Origin of the sequence: Sphingomonas montanisoli, from assembly GCF_008274695.1 — a bacterium.
In the GTDB taxonomy this organism is placed as follows: domain Bacteria; phylum Pseudomonadota; class Alphaproteobacteria; order Sphingomonadales; family Sphingomonadaceae; genus Rhizorhabdus; species Rhizorhabdus montanisoli.
This window is the reverse complement of sequence record NZ_VTOU01000002.1, coordinates 720,104-735,308: the sequence shown is the minus strand read 5'-3', so window position 1 is coordinate 735,308 and position 15,205 is coordinate 720,104. Positions and strand designations below refer to the sequence as shown.

General features: G+C 65.8%; 15 protein-coding genes. 6 read left to right on the top strand and 9 right to left on the bottom strand.

From position 1 onward, the window contains the following. Positions 1-68 precede the first annotated feature (68 nt). Together FYJ91_RS09345 and FYJ91_RS09340 are read right to left on the bottom strand one after the other, a co-directional pair. Positions 69-785, bottom strand: a complete 717-nt coding sequence (locus FYJ91_RS09345; RefSeq protein ID WP_149521977.1) for a MotA/TolQ/ExbB proton channel family protein — start codon at positions 783-785, stop codon at positions 69-71. An 89-nt stretch (positions 786-874) separates the two neighbouring features. Next, positions 875-1,528, bottom strand: coding sequence for an energy transducer TonB (locus FYJ91_RS09340; RefSeq protein ID WP_149522338.1), 654 nt, complete (start codon positions 1,526-1,528; stop codon positions 875-877). 247 nt (positions 1,529-1,775) lie between these two features. Between FYJ91_RS09340 and FYJ91_RS09335 the strand changes: the two genes are divergently transcribed. Further along, positions 1,776-2,654 carry a hypothetical protein gene (locus FYJ91_RS09335; RefSeq protein ID WP_149521976.1) on the top strand — a complete coding sequence of 293 codons (879 nt, stop codon included), beginning with the start codon at positions 1,776-1,778 and terminating at the stop codon, positions 2,652-2,654. 55 nt (positions 2,655-2,709) lie between these two features. On the opposite strand, the gene FYJ91_RS09330 is transcribed toward FYJ91_RS09335, so the two are convergent. The 3 genes from FYJ91_RS09330 to FYJ91_RS09320 form a co-directional block, all read right to left on the bottom strand. Beyond that, positions 2,710-3,120: a dihydroneopterin aldolase gene (locus tag FYJ91_RS09330; RefSeq protein WP_149521975.1), complete on the bottom strand. Its 411-nt coding sequence runs from the start codon at positions 3,118-3,120 to the stop codon at positions 2,710-2,712. A gap of 1 nt (position 3,121) precedes the next feature. Further along, positions 3,122-3,886 carry an SDR family oxidoreductase gene (locus FYJ91_RS09325; protein ID WP_149521974.1) on the bottom strand — a complete coding sequence of 255 codons (765 nt, stop codon included), beginning with the start codon at positions 3,884-3,886 and terminating at the stop codon, positions 3,122-3,124. 89 nt (positions 3,887-3,975) lie between these two features. Then, the gene (locus FYJ91_RS09320) at positions 3,976-4,611 is read right to left on the bottom strand and encodes a glutathione S-transferase family protein (RefSeq protein WP_149521973.1); all 636 of its coding nucleotides are present in this window, start codon (positions 4,609-4,611) and stop codon (positions 3,976-3,978) included. 100 nt (positions 4,612-4,711) lie between these two features. Between FYJ91_RS09320 and FYJ91_RS09315 the strand changes: the two genes are divergently transcribed. The 4 genes from FYJ91_RS09315 to FYJ91_RS09300 are packed head-to-tail and all read left to right on the top strand — an operon-like array spanning position 4,712 to position 7,619. Then, complete coding sequence (locus FYJ91_RS09315; protein ID WP_149521972.1) at positions 4,712-5,242, top strand: GNAT family N-acetyltransferase; 531 nt, start codon at positions 4,712-4,714, stop codon at positions 5,240-5,242. 18 nt (positions 5,243-5,260) lie between these two features. After that, a complete protein-coding gene (locus tag FYJ91_RS09310) occupies positions 5,261-5,830 on the top strand; it encodes a DUF1285 domain-containing protein (protein WP_149521971.1) in 570 nt (189 codons plus the stop codon). Then, the gene (locus tag FYJ91_RS09305) at positions 5,827-6,426 is read left to right on the top strand and encodes a CoA pyrophosphatase (protein ID WP_149521970.1); all 600 of its coding nucleotides are present in this window, start codon (positions 5,827-5,829) and stop codon (positions 6,424-6,426) included. The genes FYJ91_RS09310 and FYJ91_RS09305 overlap by 4 nt, the downstream gene beginning before the upstream one ends. Next, on the top strand, positions 6,423-7,619 hold the full coding sequence (locus FYJ91_RS09300) for a CCA tRNA nucleotidyltransferase (protein ID WP_149521969.1): 1,197 nt from the start codon (positions 6,423-6,425) through the stop codon (positions 7,617-7,619). Before FYJ91_RS09305 ends, FYJ91_RS09300 begins: the two co-directional genes overlap by 4 nt. On the opposite strand, the gene FYJ91_RS09295 is transcribed toward FYJ91_RS09300, so the two are convergent. The 3 genes from FYJ91_RS09295 to gcvA form a co-directional block, all read right to left on the bottom strand. Further along, positions 7,571-9,337, bottom strand: a complete 1,767-nt coding sequence (locus FYJ91_RS09295) for a putative bifunctional diguanylate cyclase/phosphodiesterase (protein WP_246152543.1) — start codon at positions 9,335-9,337, stop codon at positions 7,571-7,573. The two genes, FYJ91_RS09300 and FYJ91_RS09295, sit on opposite strands and share 49 nt — an antisense overlap. Positions 9,338-9,587: 250 nt before the next feature. Further along, positions 9,588-11,846, bottom strand: a complete 2,259-nt coding sequence (gene parC / locus FYJ91_RS09290) for a DNA topoisomerase IV subunit A (protein ID WP_149521967.1) — start codon at positions 11,844-11,846, stop codon at positions 9,588-9,590. Positions 11,847-11,856: 10 nt separating this feature from the next. After that, a complete protein-coding gene (gene gcvA / locus FYJ91_RS09285) occupies positions 11,857-12,774 on the bottom strand; it encodes a transcriptional regulator GcvA (protein ID WP_149521966.1) in 918 nt (305 codons plus the stop codon). 113 nt (positions 12,775-12,887) lie between these two features. Between gcvA and FYJ91_RS20580 the strand changes: the two genes are divergently transcribed. After that, positions 12,888-13,037: a hypothetical protein gene (locus tag FYJ91_RS20580; RefSeq protein ID WP_181008420.1), complete on the top strand. Its 150-nt coding sequence runs from the start codon at positions 12,888-12,890 to the stop codon at positions 13,035-13,037. Between the two features lie 73 nt (positions 13,038-13,110). Here the strand turns inward: FYJ91_RS20580 and FYJ91_RS09280 are convergent, their stop codons facing one another. Then, the gene (locus tag FYJ91_RS09280; RefSeq protein WP_149522337.1) at positions 13,111-15,054 is read right to left on the bottom strand and encodes a potassium transporter Kup; all 1,944 of its coding nucleotides are present in this window, start codon (positions 15,052-15,054) and stop codon (positions 13,111-13,113) included. Positions 15,055-15,205: the final 151 nt, after the last annotated feature.

Here is a 15,205-nt window from a genome sequence, read left to right as displayed (position 1 = left end):
TGAACGCCCCTCCGTCCATCAAGCAGAAGGAAGAGGGGCGGACCGCGAAGCCCGCCCCGATACCTTCCTTACTTCTTGACCGGAGCCGGAGCCGCCTTGACGACGACCGGCTTCACCGCACCGGCCGAAACCATGTAGCCGTGCAGATCGGTCGAGAAGGCAGCGAGCTGCTCCGCGACGACCTTGTTGCGGCGGATCAGCCAGTTGTAGCCGAGCACGGCCGGAACCGCGACGACGAGACCGATCGCGGTCATGATGAGCGCTTCACCGACCGGGCCGGCGACGGCGTCGATCGAAGCCTGACCAGCAGCGCCGATCTTCACGAGTGCGCGGTAAATACCGATAACGGTACCGAGCAGACCGACGAACGGCGAGGTCGAACCGACGGTGGCGAGAACCGCGAGGCCGTTGCCGAGCTTCGAGTTGATCGCGCCCTGCGAGCGAGCGAGCGAACCGAGCAGCCACTCATGCTGGTCGACGGGGTCGGTCAGCTTGGTGTGCTGTTCCTGGGCGAGCAGGCCGTCGTCGACGAGCTGGCGATAGGCCGAGTTGGCTTCGAGCTTGGCCTGGCCGTCGCGCAGGCTGGGCGCCTGCCAGAAAACGGTGCGGGCCTTCTTCGCCTGGTTCAGGATCTTCTGCTGCTCGAACAGCTTGGTGAACATGATGTACCACGAAGCGGCCGACATGATCACGAGGATCGCGAAGATGCTCTGCGCGATGATGCCGCCCTGTTCGAGGGCAGCGCCGAGGCCGTACGGATTACCGCCAGCGGGGGGGGTAGCCATTGATGTCTTTCCTTCTCTCGAGCTCGTTTAACTTTGTGGACTTGAGCGGCCTGGCGGACGACCAGCGGCCGCCCGCTTCGACCATCCGATTAATCGTTCGGGATCTGCCAGCGCACCCGGTTCGAATAGGATGCAGGTACGCCCTGACCTTCCGTATTCTTCGCGGGGCTAAAGCGCGCACGGCGCATCAGCATCTGGCAAGCCTTGGTATCCAGCGACGGGAAGCCGCTCGACGACGTGACAGTGCAGTTGGTGACCTTTCCACCAGCATCGACTTCCAGACGGAAGCCAGTGGTGCCCTGGTTGCCGGCGCGCATGTCACCCGAGGGATAATCCTCCGGCGTCACCCATTCACCGGGCGTGCCGCGTGCCTTGAGAGCAACGGCAGGAGCCTGCGGCTTCGGCGGCGCAACGGGTGCGGTCGGCGTGATGACGACCGGAGGCGCAACCGGAACCGAGACGATCGGCGGTGCAATGGTGGGAGCAACCTGAACGATCGGAGGCGGCGCCACGACGGGCGGCGGCTCGACCTTGGTTTCAGGTGGCGGCGGCGGCGGGAGATCCTCGGGAGGCGGAGCCTCCTCCGCGATATCCACCACGTTCAGGTCTTTGGCGACCTTCTTGACGACATTGAAAGCCAGACCCGTAACGAAAGCGTAACCGATGACCACATGAAGAAGGATCACGGCAACGATCGACACGAGCTTACGGGGGCTCATCGTCGGTTGATCAGCATAAGCCATTAAGGAAATGAACTCCCTCAAAATCCACGAGCGAACCCGGTAAGTTCCCCAAGGGCAACCTGCCGCGCTCTCCGCCCGTACCGCCAGTGACGCTCGTATATTATTTGGCGAAGTGTGTCCTTATCGCGACAGTCCGACCGACGCAACAGGCCAAAGAGCATTCGATGGCCGTTTCCGGGACGTGACGAGCACCGTAACGACCGGTTATGAGGAACTTCGAACCCCGCCCAGGAGGCTGATTTACGCCATGAATCGCACCATTGCACCCAGCCGAAAGAAAAGTGGCACGGTTTTTGCCGCGATCGCGACCGCCGCTGCGATATTAACGGTTACACTGCCCACCGTTCCGCTTGCGGCGGCGACAATCGCCCTCCCGGCACCGGCTTATAGCTATGCCGATCTTGCTGATCTGGCCTTGGGATCGCCGTTGGTGGCGGGGGTGGAAATCCTGAAGGCGGAGCGCCTCAAGGGCGATCTGGCGCCCGGACTTCAGCCCGGCTTTGCCCGCTTTTTGATCAGCGCGAGCACGCAGATGCTGCTTCGGGGGGCAGATGGCATGCCCGGCACGATCACCTATCTCGCCGACGTGCCACTCGACGCGAAGGGCCGCGTACCGACGCTGAAAAAAATGCGCGTCGTGGTTCTTGCCGAGCGCGTTGTTGGCAGGCCGCAGGAGATTCGGCTCAGTTCACCGCACTCCCAGATCGCATGGACGCCCGAGATCGAATCGCGGCTGCGCTCGATTCTCACCGAATCGGTCGGCGGGAAGGCGCCACCACGCGTCACGGGAATCACAGGCGCCTTTTACTCGCCCGGCGCGATCGCGGGCGAGAGCGAGAGCCAGATCTTTCTGGCGACCGCCGACAAGCGCCCGATCTCGCTGTCGGTGCTGCGCCGTCCCGGCGAACAGACCCAATGGTCGGTCGCGACCGGGGAGATCGTCGACGACAGTGCGACGATTCCGCAGCGCGATACGCTGATCTGGTATCGCCTGGCCTGCTTCCTGCCGAAGCGAATCCCGGCAAAGGCGCTCGCGCAGCTTTCCGACGGCGACGCGCAGGCGGTGCAGCAGGACTATATCTTCGTGCTGGAACAGCTCGGCGCGTGCGCGCGGACGATTCGGTAGGCTCTCAGACGCCGAGGGGGCTGCCGGCCTTGCGCAGCCCGCGACTCCGAGTGGCTCAGCTCCTGGGAAGCGTGCTGCTCAGTTCGACCCCGACGGCGGCGCAATCGGGATAGACGTCGGGCTTGCTGGTGGAGACCCGCAGGCCCGTGACGCCGGCGCGCGCGGCGACGAGCGTGTAGATCTCGCGCGCCAGGGTTTCCTGCAGGTTGAAGCGGCGTCCTTCGACAAGGCGCAGGATTTCGGTACGCAGGAAATCATAATCCCAGGCGGCGGCCACCTCATCGACATCGGCGAAGGCGGCGTCGTTCAGCCAAACCTCGATCGTGACGAAGATGCGCTGGGGCGATCCGATCTCGAATTCGTGGAAGCCGATGTCGACCGGCAGCGCGAAATCTTCGAGCAGGATGCGACGCGTGGCGGGGCGGAGCGCGGGTGGGACGAGACCGTCGAGGCTGGCGGGATCCAAATCAGGGCTCCATGAATTGCACATCGCGCGGAAGCGCGAGGAAACGTTGCCCGCCGTCGACGGCGATCGTCTGCCCGGTGATGGCGGGCGAGGCGACGAGGAAGCGCAGCGCGCGCACCAGATCATCGACATCGACGCCACGGTGCAGCGCGTTCATTGCGTGGACCTTGGCGAAATTGTCGCGGCTCTGCGGGCCGGACACCATTGTCACCGACGGCGCGATCGCGTTGACGCGTATGCCGCGCGGGGCGAGCGAGCGGGCCATCAGTTCGGAGAGGCCCGCAAACGCCATTTTCGAGACGGTGTAGCTGTAGAAATCGGGATTGGGCTGTGCGAGCTTGGCGTCGAGCAGGTTGACGATCAGCGCGCCCTGCCCCGCCGGCGCCGCCGCCGCAAAGCCACGCGACAACAAGGCCGGGCCGCGCGCATTGGCATTCATATGCGCGTCCCACGCCTGCGCCGTGAAATCGTCGTGCGAATCGAGTTCGAACAAAGAGGCGCTGTTCACCAGCAGGCCCGGCGCCGGCATGCCATCGAGCGCGGCGATGACCCGATCGGGCCCGTCGACCGTCGCGAGATCGGCAGCCACGACGCGCGCGCCGTTTCCGACTTCGGCGGCCAGCGCCTCCGCCTCGGCGATCGATTCGCGGCAGTGGATCAGGACGGTCCAACCGTCCTCGGCCAACGCACGGACGAAGCAGGCGCCGATCCGCTTGGCACCGCCGGTGACGATCGCTGTTCTGGGGGAGCCGAATTCGGGCGTCATGCGGGCCAGCCTAGGCGAGCACCCGGAATCGAGCAAGAATCGGGCGAATTTGAGTTATCCACAGGCAATCCACAGCGAATCCACAGACATCAGGCGCCCGCCGACGGCCTCGCGCTGGCCGCGGCGTGCCAGCGCGCGAGGTTCGGGCGGCCGGAAAGCGGGTCGGGCATCTTCGTCGAGGCACCGAAATCCACCGCGACGAGCGCGGCAATGTCGGCGAAGCTGAAGCCGGCACCGACCAGCCAGTCGCGCGCCGCCAGATGCGCATCGATCCGATCGAGGCACGCGCTCCACATCAATTCGCCGCGTTCGATCAGCGCGGGGATCTGGGCGATCTCCGGCCAGTCGCCCGAAATCGCCCTACCCGCGAACGCCGCATGCTTGTTACGAAACGCATAGGTGACGGGGGTGTAGAGATCGCTTTCGATCCGCCGGATCCAGCTTTCGACCTGCCCGATCTCGGTCGGGTCGCGGCCGAACAAGGGCGGTGTCGGGTGCAGCGCCTCGAAATAGCGGCAGATGCCGACCGAATCGTCGATCAGCGTGCCATCGTCGAGCAGCAGCGAAGGGACGAGCCGGCGCGGATTGACCGCGGCATAATCGGGACTGTCGGTCTCCGCCTTGCGCAGATCGAGCGACTCACGGGGCACATCGATCCCCTTCTCGGCAAGGTAGATGCGGACGCGCCGGGGGCTGGGAGCCCATATTCCATCGAAAAGCTTCATGGTTACTGACCCGATTTTGACTTGGAATCCGTCGATGACTCGCTATCTGCGCGCGCTCCATGCGTCCAGACGCCATGTCCATCGAAGGTTAAGCCCCGCATTGATCGAGCTGTTGCCCATTGCCGCCGTGCCGCCCGTTGCGATCGAAAGCCTGCTGGATGCGGCGTTCGGGACGGATCGACATGGACGCACGGCCTATAAGCTGCGCGCTGGCATGGATGCTCTTCCCGGGCTGAGCCTGGCGGCGGTCGAGGATGGCGAACTGGTCGGGTCGATCCAGTGCTGGCCGATCCAGCTGACCGAGGCCGATGGCGACACCACCCCGCTGATCCTGGTCGGGCCGGTCGCGGTGCGGCCCGATCGCCAGCGTGACGGGATCGGTCGTCTGCTGATGGATGCGATGATCGAACACGCCGATGCGAGCGACCATGCGCCGCTCGTCCTGATCGGCGATCCCGAATATTATGGCCGCTTCTTCGGCTTTGACGATCGCGTGACCGGCGGATGGGCGGTGCCCGGGCCGGTCGAGCGGCGGCGCCTGCTGGCGCGCGTGCGCTCCGGCCCCGGCCTGCCGCGCGAGGCGGTCATGGGGCCGCGCGTCGCCGCCCCGGCTCTTGTCGAGAACCGCTAAGCGCGCCAAAGCGGTGCCATGCCCGAAAGCGTTCCCCCCGCCGACATTGCCGGCCTGTCCCTGACCGAGATCGCCACCCTCGTCGCCGAGCGCAAATTGCCGCCGGTCGAGAAGTGGAACCCGACCCATTGCGGGCATAGCGACATGCGGATCGCGAGCGACGGCACCTGGTTCCACCAGGGATCGCCGATCGGCCGCCCCGCAATGGTCCGCCTGTTCGCGACGATCCTGCGGCGCGAGGCCGACGGTAGCCACGTCCTGGTCACGCCGGTCGAAAAGCTGACGATCGATGTCGAGGACGCAGCCTTCGTCGCGGTCGAACTCAAGACCGAGGGCGCGGGCGAGACGCGATCGATGGCGTTCCGGCTCAACACTGACGAACTGGTGGTCGCCGACGCCGATCACCCCTTGCGCATCGTGCAGGGCGAAGATGGTCCGCGCCCCTATCTGGCGGTGCGCGGCGGGCTGGAAGCGCTGATAGCGCGGCCGGTTTATTACGAGCTGATCAACCTCGCGATCGACGAAGGCGCCGAACCGATCGGCCTGTGGAGCGGCGGCCGCTTCTTCCCGCTCGACGGCGGCGAATGAGCGCGCTGGCCGAACGGCTCCGCGAAGCCTTCGCCGCGCCGTCCGAACCCCCGCTTTATCACGATGTCGGCCCCGAATTGATGGGAACGACCGAGTTCGTGCCCGCCGCCGTGCTGGTCGGCGTGATCGACGCGCCCGCGCCGCGCCTTTTGCTGACCGTACGCCATGCCGGCCTGCGCAAACATGCGGGCCAGGTCGCCTTTCCCGGCGGGCGAGTGGATCCCGAGGATGCCGGCCCCGTCGCGGCGGCGTTGCGCGAGGCGTGGGAGGAAGTGACCTTGCCCACCGCCGTCGCCCAGATCGTCGGCACCGCCGAACCCTATCGCACCGGCACCGGATATAGCATCACCCCAGTGATCGCGGTGCTGCCCGACACGCTGAATCTCGTGCCGCATGAAGCCGAGGTTTCGGCGATCTTCGAACCGCCGCTCGCACACATGCTCGATGCCACGAATCAGGATCGCAAGACCCTGACCGTGCAAGGGCGCGAGCGGGCCTTTTACGAGATCCTGTGGAACGAGTTCCGGACCTGGGGCGTGACAGCCGGGCTGATCGTGAACCTGGGCAACCGCCTGCGCGCGGGCCTGTCGGCATGACGACCCTGCCGCAAGCGGAGTGGCGCGCGATGGCGGGGCTCGATGCGCTGGTCGAGGCGCTAGGCGCGGGCGAAGGCGCGATCCGCTTCGTCGGCGGCGCGGTGCGCGACACGCTGCTGGGCCTGCCGGTCAAGGATGTCGACTGCGCGACGCGGCTGATGCCGGAGGATGCCAGCGACCGGATCAAGGCCGCAGGATTCAAGGCGGTGCCGACCGGCATCGCGCACGGCACCGTCACCGCCGTCTTGCCGGGCGGCGTGGTCGAGGTGACGACACTGCGTCGCGACGTTTCGACCGACGGGCGGCGCGCGACCGTGGCCTTTACCGACGACTGGCGCGAGGATGCGGCGCGGCGCGACTTCACGATCAACGCGCTATCGGCCGATCCGCTGAGCGGCGAGATCTTCGATTATTTCGGTGGGGTCGCCGATCTGGACGCACGGCTCGTCCGCTTCATCGGTGATCCGTTGCAACGGATCGCCGAGGATCATCTGCGGATCCTGCGATTCTTCCGATTCCACGCGCGTTTCGGCAACGGCGCGCCCGATGCGGCAGGGCTGGCGGCGTGCGCGGCACGCGCCAACGACCTGATGGCATTGTCGCGGGAACGTATAGCCGACGAACTGACCAAGCTGCTGGGCGTCGCCGATCCGGCGCCGACCATCGCGTTGATGGTCGATCAGGGGATTTTTCGCCCGGTCGTGCCCGAGATCGATGAAACGAGCGTCGCGCGGCTGCGTCACCTGATCGCGCGTGAGGTTGAGGCCGGGGTGGATGCCGATCCGATCCGGCGGCTTGGGGCGCTGCTGCCCCAGAGCCCGGAAACCGCCGTCGCGATCGCACAGCGGCTCAAGATGTCGAAGGCGGTCCTCAAGCGGATCGAAGCGGCGAGCGGCGAAGGCGCCCCTGTGCGAGCCCTTGCCTATCGACTGGGGCCGGACGTGGCGCGCGATATCGTGTTGAAGGGCGACGGCCCGACCGAAGCGCTGGCATCACTGGACGGATGGGAGCGCCCGCAACTGCCGATCAAGGGCGGCGATCTGGTCGCGCATGGGCTGACGGCGGGGCCGGTCGTCGCGGCGACCTTGCAGGCGATCGAACGGCGCTGGATCGAGGAAGATTTCCCCGACGCCAGCCGGGTCGATCAGATCACGTCGGAAGAACTGGCGAAGGCATTGCGTTCGGCCAGATAGAGATAGGCTTCGTCGGCGGGAAGCGCCTTGGCGAAGTGATAGCCCTGCGCCACATCGCATCCCAGCGCGATCAGGGTTTCGGCCAGCGCTGCGGTCTCGACGCCCTCGGCCGTCGTCACCATGCCCAGCGCGTTGGCGAGGCCGAGGACCGCGCGGACGATTGCGACCGAATCCTTGTCCTCCAGCATCGGCGCGATGAAGCTGCGATCGATCTTGAGAACGTCAATCGGCAGACGCTGGAGATAAGCGAGGCTGGAATAGCCGGTGCCGAAATCATCCATCGCAATCCCGACGCCCAGATCGTGGATCGCGCCCAGGACGCGATTGATCCCCTGCGGATCGGCGACGATGCAGCTTTCGGTGAGTTCGAGCTTGAAGCGTTCGCCCGCAATGCGGCTCTCGACGAGAGCGGCGGCGACCGCGGCGGCGACATCGTCGCGCTGGAACTGCACCGCGGAGACATTGACCGACATATAGATCGGCAGAACGTAACCCGCGCGACGATCCCAGGCGGCGAGCGTGCGGGCGGCGGCGCGCATCGCCCAGCGACCCAGCTCGACGATCAGGCCCGATTCCTCGGCGACAGGGATGAACTCGGACGGCGGGATGATGCCCTTTTCGGCATGCACCCAGCGGGCCAGCGCCTCGAACCCCGTCACCTCCCCCGAAGTGAGATCGATCAGCGGCTGATAAGCGAGGGTCAGTTGATCCTGCTCGATCGCGCGGCGCAGCTCGGTTTCCATGCTGAAGCGCTCGCGCGCCGCGGCGCTGTCGCCGGTCTGGTAGATTTCGGCCTGGCCCGACGTCTTGGCGCGCTTCACCGCGAACTGGGCGTTGCGGATGACCTCTTCGGCCAGATCGATGCCCGACGACATCAGAGCACAACCGACCGCGCAGTCGATCTTGATCTCGAGATCACCGAGCCGGATCGGGGTGGCGAGCGCGGCCTGCATCCGGCGCGCGGCGCGCAGCGCATCGGCGGCGCTGCCCAATTCCATCAGCACCGCGAATTCATCGCCCACGATTCGCGCGAGCACGTCGCCTGCACGCAGCGTGGACACGAGGCGGCGGGCGACCGTGATGATCAGTTCATCGCCAGCGAGACTGCCAACGCCTTCATTGACGCGGCTGAAGCGGGTGAGATCGACAACGAGGACCGCGAAACCATCCCCCGTTTCGCCGAACGCGTCGATCGCCTTGTCGACGCGCTCCGCGAAGGCCGAACGATTGGGAAGCCCGGTCAGGCTGTCGCGCAGCATTTCCTTGCGAAGCGACCGTTCCGATTCGATCTGTGCGGTGCAGTCGATCAGCGAGAGGACACAGCGCGGCGAGGCCGATTCGCCGGTCCGCAGCCGGACCATACGGACCGCGAAATGGCGACCGCCGATGCCGGTCGTTTCCTGCATGTCGATCGCGCGATCTTCGTCGTCGGCCGCAAAGAAGGCGCGCAAAGCGGCGTTGAGCGGGAGGGCCAGGCCGCTGCACAAATCGGCCTTGGCCAGCTCCGACGCGGCGAGCCGCATGTCGGAAAGTCGCAGAAATGCGGCATTTCTTGCCATGATCCGCGGATTGCCGTCGACCTCCGCCACGATTGCGACCGCAACGGGAAGTGCGTCGAGAAACTCCTGACGCTCGGCGGCGCGGGGGGTGTTGAGAAGCTGCTGAAGCGCGGGCGGGACCGGGAAATTGCCAGCGGGCGCCGCCGCTTCGGGCGCCACCGGCAAGTCCGCTATCTGAGGTCGTGTCGCCCGCATATCGACATCGATGTAACAGCCGACAGTTAACGCACTCTTTCCAGTGGTTTAGACGATAGGGCTACGGGGAAGCCCGTAGGACTTTCATCCTCCCTCGCCAGGGGAGGTGTCAGCGTAGCTGACGGAGGGGGAGGACGCGATGATCGGGAGTTGGCAACCGCCCTCCCCCTCCGTCGCCTTTGGCGCCACCTTCCCCTGGCGGGGGAGGATCAAGTCAGCCGAACCGGTTGTCCCTTGGAAAACCAACGGGAGGCATGCGGCCCGCGGCACCGCGGGCGGCGCGCCAGAGCGAGAGGTCGGTCTCGGTGCGGGTGCGGCCGGTGTCGCCGCCCATCGCCCAGCTGAGCCCCGCTTCGAAGCGGAAGCTGATCGCGTCGGACAGGCCGCCATCCTTGTAGCGCTGGAGCGCGACGCCCTGCCCGCGCGCCATGCGGGGCAGCTCGCTCAGGGGGAAGATCACCATCTTCCGATTCTCACCGATGACGCCGACATAATCGTCGCCGCCCTCCGACGTATCGATCGCGTGGACGATCTTGAGCTTCGCCTGATCCTTCAGATTGACGACCTGCTTGCCCTTGCGAGTCTCCGCGACGATCTCAGCCATCTCCGCGACGAAACCGCGCCCGTCGGACGATGCGAGGAGCAAGGCGCCGCCGGGCTTCGCGACGACCAGCGCGATAATCCGCTGATCGGCCTCGACATCGGCGAACAGGCGCACCGGCTCACCGAAGCCGCGCCCGCCGGGCAACTTGTCAGGCGAGAGGGTGAAGAAGCGACCCGCATCGGTGCCGATCAAGATCTTGTCGGTCGTCTGCGCGCGCGCGGAGAAGGCGAAGCCGTCGCCCTCCTTATACTTGACGCCCGCAAGCTGCGCCTCATCGACATGGCCGCGCATCGCACGAATCCAGCCGCGCTGCGACAGGATGATCGTGACAGGCTCGCGCTCGATCATCGCCTCGATCGGAATCTCGCGCGCAAGCGCCGCTTCCTCGACGATCGTGCGGCGTTTGCCCAGCGCGGTTTCGGGGCCATAGCGTTTGTAGAGCGCATCGAGATCGCGCTTCATCCGGGTGCGCTGGCGCGGCGGGCTGTCGATCAGCTCCTGCAGCCCCTTGCCCTCGGCATCGAGCGTGTCGCGTTCCTTGCGGATCTCCATTTCCTCGAGCTTGCGCAGCGAACGCAGGCGCATGTTGAGGATGGCTTCGGCCTGCCGGTCGGTCAGCGAGAACTCGGCGATCAGGATGGGCTTAGGCTCGTCCTCCTCGCGGATGATCTGGATGACGCGATCGAGGTTGAGATAGGTGACGAGATAGCCGTCGAGCAGCTCGATCCGATCGGCGATCTTGGCGAGCCGGTGCTGCGAGCGGCGGATCAGCACCTCGAACTGGTGCTTGAGCCATGCGGCGAGCACTTCCTTGAGGCTCATCACGCCGGGCGTGCGGCTGTCGTCGAGGACGTTGAGGTTGAGCGAGACGCGCACCTCCAGATCGGTCAGCCGGTACAGACTGTCGGTGAGCATCGCCGGATCGACGGTGCGGCTGCGCGGTTCGAGGACGATGCGGATATCCTCGTCGCTCTCGTCGCGGACGTCGGCGAGGATCGGCAGCTTCTTGTCGTTGATAAGCTCCGCGATCTGTTCGATCAGCTTGGCCTTGGGCACCTGATACGGGATCTCGCTGACCACCAGGTGCCAGCCGCCGCCCTTTTCCTGGACGGTCTCGACCCTGGCGCGGACGCGGAAGGCGCCACGGCCGGTTTCATAAGCCTGCGCGATTGCATCCTGGCTGTCGACGATGATGCCCCCGGTCGGAAAGTCCGGCCCCTGGACATGCTGCATCAGCTTGCGGGTGTCGGCGTGCGGATCGTCGATCAGCATCTTCGCCGCTTCGGCGAGTTCGGCGACATTATGCGGCGGGATCGACGTCGCCATGCCGACCGCGATGCCGGTCGCGCCGTTGGCGAGCAGGTTGGGGAAGAGACCGGGGAAGATTTCGGGCTCTTCCTCCTCACCATTATAGGTCGGGCGGAAATCGACCGTGCCCTCGTCGAGCCCGGCCATCAGATCGCCGGCCGCCGCGGTCAGTCGCGCCTCAGTATAGCGCATCGCCGCGGCATTATCGCCGTCGACATTGCCGAAATTGCCCTGCCCGTCGACCAGCGGATAGCGCAGCGAGAAGGTCTGCGCCAAGCGGACCATAGCATCATAGACCGACTGGTCGCCGTGCGGGTGGTACTTGCCGATGACATCGCCGACGACGCGCGCGCATTTCTTGTAACCGCTCGCCGGATCGAGCTTGAGCAGGCGCATCGCCCACAGCAGGCGGCGGTGAACCGGCTTCAGCCCGTCGCGAACGTCGGGCAGCGAGCGCGCCGTGATCGTCGACAGCGCATAGACGAGGTAGCGATCGGAGAGCGCGCTATCGAAGGGGGTGTTGCGGATGCTGTCATCGGGCAGCTCGGCGGTTTCGGTCATGGATCAACGTCTAGGGGGCGGGTTGCGGTTCGGCAATGGCGCCGCTTTCGACCGCGACCTCCGCCGTCAGCCATTCGCGGAAGCCGCGGATCTTGGGGGTGGCGTGGCGATGTTCGGGATAGACGAGCCAGAAGCTGCTGTCCGCGCCGACATAAGGAAAGAGCTGCACGAGGCGGCCGGCGGCGATCTCGTTCTGCCAGAAGCGCGGGGTGAGCATCGCCACCCCCTGCCCCGCCATCGCCGCCATGCTTTCGATCACCTGCGAATCGACGTGGATCGAGCTGCGATCGAAATCGGGGCCGACCTCGACACCCATATGAGCGAGCCATGCGCGCCACCAGACATCATCGGAGTTGAGCCGCAGCACCTTGAGGAGATCGGCAGGGGTATCGAACGGCCCCGCCCGATCGAGAAAATCGGGGCTGCACATCGGCGTATATTCGGCCGGGAACATCTCGATCGCGCGCAGGCCCGGCCAGACGCCCTTGCCGATGCGGACGCCGACATCGACCGAATCGCGCGCAAAATCGACCAGCTCGTGCGTTGCCAGCAGCCGCACCGCGATGCCGGGGCGCGAAATCTGGAAACGGGCCAGGCGCGGACCAAGCCAACTCGCCGCGATGCCAGGCGCCGCGCTGATCGTCAGGACGCCGCCCTCCTCCTCGCGCACCTTGCCAAACGCCTCGTCGAGCAGATCGAATGCCGACGAAACCTGCGGCGCGAGCCGCGCACCCGCCGGGCTCAGCGCGACGCGGCGGCCGTTGCGGACGAACAACGCCGCACCCAGCCGCTCCTCGATCAGCTTGATCTGATAGCTGACCGCCGCCTGCGTCATCGCCAGCTCCTCGGCGGCGCGCGTGAAGTTGAGATGGCGCGCGGCGGCTTCGAACACGCGCACGGCGGCAAGCGGAGGAATCTGGCGGGCCATGAAATAAGTATAGCTTATGTGCTCTATTCGACAACCGATTGGCTAGACCCCGAGGAAAGGCATAAATGGACAACCGTCGGCTGCAGGTCAGCTTATCAGCGACGGAGGGTGAAATGGATCGGAACAGGAAGCAGAGCGGCGGCGAAAGCCGGTTCGCGACGGTACGGCGGCGGGTACGCGATGGAATAAAGTGGTGGGCCGAACATCAGGCCTGGCCAGCGACCGACGAGATTCGGATCGAGCCGAAGAAGCTGCGATTTTGACGCCACCCCATTTCGTCATCCCCCGCGAAGGCGGGGCCCCATCCAGTTTCTCTTCGCGGGGGTGACGGCAAGGTCAGATCGTCGTCTGCGATCCCAGTTCGACCACGCGATTGGGCGGTATGCGCAGGAAGTCGGTGGGGTCGGCGGCATTACGATAGAGGAAGATGAACAGCAGATCCTGCCAGAAGGGCATGCCGCTGTGCTTCGACGGGCGCAGGGTCGATCGGCCGATGAAGTAGCTGGTCCCGACAGGCTCGATCGCCTTTTCATCGCGCGAGCGGGCGACAGCAAGATCGCGCGGCACGTCCGGGGCTTCCATGAAACCGTAGGTCAGCAGCGCGCGGCTGAAATTGGCGTCGATCGGCAGGATCGTCAGCCGTTCGGCGGGATCGACGAAGGGCGTCGGCGCGGTCCGCACGGTGAGCGCGATATTGCGTTCGTGCAGGATCTTGTTGTGCTTCAGATTGTGGAGCAGCGCATTGGGCGCGCCGTCACGATCGGCCGACAGGAAGATCGCGGTGCCGGCCACGCGCTCGGGCGGGCGGGCCGTCAGCATCCGCGCCAGTTCCTCGAGCGCGATCGCCTGCGCCTTATCGATCGCGTGGAGCAGCTTGCGGCCACGCACCCATGTGACGATCAGCAAGCCGACGCCGCCGGCCACGACGAGCGGCACCCATCCGCCTTCATAGACGCGCAAGATGTTCGCGCCGAAGAAGAAGAGATCGAGCAACAGGAAGGGCGCGATGACCGCGACTGCAAGCCCCAGGCGCCATTGCCAGTTGCGCCGCACGATCACAAATGCCAGCAGCGTCGTCACGACCATCGTGCCCGTGACCGAAATGCCATAGGCGGCCGCCATCGCGCTCGACGATCCGAAACCGAACACCAGGATCATCACGCCGACGAACAGCAACCGATTGATCCCCGGCAGGAACACCTGCCCCGCCATGTGCGCCGATGTCTGCCGCAGCTTCATGCGCGGCAGCAGGCCGAGCTGGATCGCCTGCTGGGTCAGCGAAAAGGCGCCAGTTATCACCGCCTGACTCGCGATGACCGTCGCCATCGTCGCCAGAAGCACCATCGGCGCGCGCAGCCCCTCCGGGATCATCATGAAGAACCAGTTCTGGTTCGTGAACTGGGCACCGGTCACGGCCGCATGTTCGAGCTGCGAGAGCGCGAAAGCACCCTGCCCCAGATAGTTGAGCGCGAGCGCGGGGAACACGACGATGAACCACCCACGCCGGATCGGCCTCGCGCCGAAATGCCCCATATCGGCCGTCAGCGCCTCGGCCCCCGTCACCGTCAGAAACACCGCGCCCAGCACGAAAAGCCCGACGACGCCGTGGTTGAGCATGAACAGCACGGCATAATGTGGGGAGAAGGCTGCGAGAATCGCGGGCTCGTCGAAAATGTGGATCAGCCCGATGGCGGCGATCGCGGCGAACCAGAGCAGGCAAACCGGCCCGAACAGCCGCGCAACCGCCGCCGTGCCGCGACCCTGCATCGAAAAGAGCGCGACCAGCAACACGGCGGTGATCAGGATGATCTCACCACGGTTGATGTGATGCCCGATCGCCGGGATCGTCTTGAGACCCTCGACCGCCGACAGCACCGACAGTGCGGGCGTGATGATTCCGTCGCCGTAGAACAGCGCCGCTCCGGCAGCGCCCAACACCACGAGCAGGCGGCCACGCTTCCTTGCGGAACGCTGCGCGAGCGCCATCAGCGCCAGCACGCCGCCTTCGCCATTATTGTCGGCCCGCATCAGGAACAGGACGTATTTGCAGGTAACGACGAGGATCAGGGCCCACAGGGCGAGGCTGAGCACACCCAATATCTCGCCCGCGACGATGCCGTCGGCTGCCGCCTGGTTAAGCGCCTCTCGGAACGCATAAAGCGGGCTGGTGCCGATATCACCAAAGACGACGCCCAGCGCACCCAGGGTCAGCGCGAGCTGGCTGTGCCCCCCATGCGTGGGATCGACATCGGCGGCCCGCACAAGGGCGTCCGCCTCCATCTGGCTATCCGCCACGTCGCCCGTCCGATCGACCATGAGGCCCCACTAGCAAAACCCGGCGCGCGATAGGCTCGCCCGTCAGTATATGCACGCGAAAACTGTTACGTCTCCACACGCATTTGCGCGGCAAACGCAATCGCGGTAAGGGCGG

Coding starts and splice junctions, on each gene's coding strand:
- FYJ91_RS09345 (WP_149521977.1), bottom strand. CDS start 785: ATGGCTACCCCCCCCGCTGGCGGTAATCCGTACGGCCTCGGCGCTGCC.
- FYJ91_RS09340 (WP_149522338.1), bottom strand. CDS start 1,528: ATGGCTTATGCTGATCAACCGACGATGAGCCCCCGTAAGCTCGTGTCG.
- FYJ91_RS09335 (WP_149521976.1), top strand. CDS start 1,776: ATGAATCGCACCATTGCACCCAGCCGAAAGAAAAGTGGCACGGTTTTT.
- FYJ91_RS09325 (WP_149521974.1), bottom strand. CDS start 3,886: ATGACGCCCGAATTCGGCTCCCCCAGAACAGCGATCGTCACCGGCGGT.
- FYJ91_RS09320 (WP_149521973.1), bottom strand. CDS start 4,611: ATGAAGCTTTTCGATGGAATATGGGCTCCCAGCCCCCGGCGCGTCCGC.
- FYJ91_RS09310 (WP_149521971.1), top strand. CDS start 5,261: ATGCCCGAAAGCGTTCCCCCCGCCGACATTGCCGGCCTGTCCCTGACC.
- FYJ91_RS09305 (WP_149521970.1), top strand. CDS start 5,827: ATGAGCGCGCTGGCCGAACGGCTCCGCGAAGCCTTCGCCGCGCCGTCC.
- FYJ91_RS09300 (WP_149521969.1), top strand. CDS start 6,423: ATGACGACCCTGCCGCAAGCGGAGTGGCGCGCGATGGCGGGGCTCGAT.
- parC (WP_149521967.1), bottom strand. CDS start 11,846: ATGACCGAAACCGCCGAGCTGCCCGATGACAGCATCCGCAACACCCCC.
- gcvA (WP_149521966.1), bottom strand. CDS start 12,774: ATGGCCCGCCAGATTCCTCCGCTTGCCGCCGTGCGCGTGTTCGAAGCC.
- FYJ91_RS20580 (WP_181008420.1), top strand. CDS start 12,888: ATGGATCGGAACAGGAAGCAGAGCGGCGGCGAAAGCCGGTTCGCGACG.
- FYJ91_RS09280 (WP_149522337.1), bottom strand. CDS start 15,054: ATGGAGGCGGACGCCCTTGTGCGGGCCGCCGATGTCGATCCCACGCAT.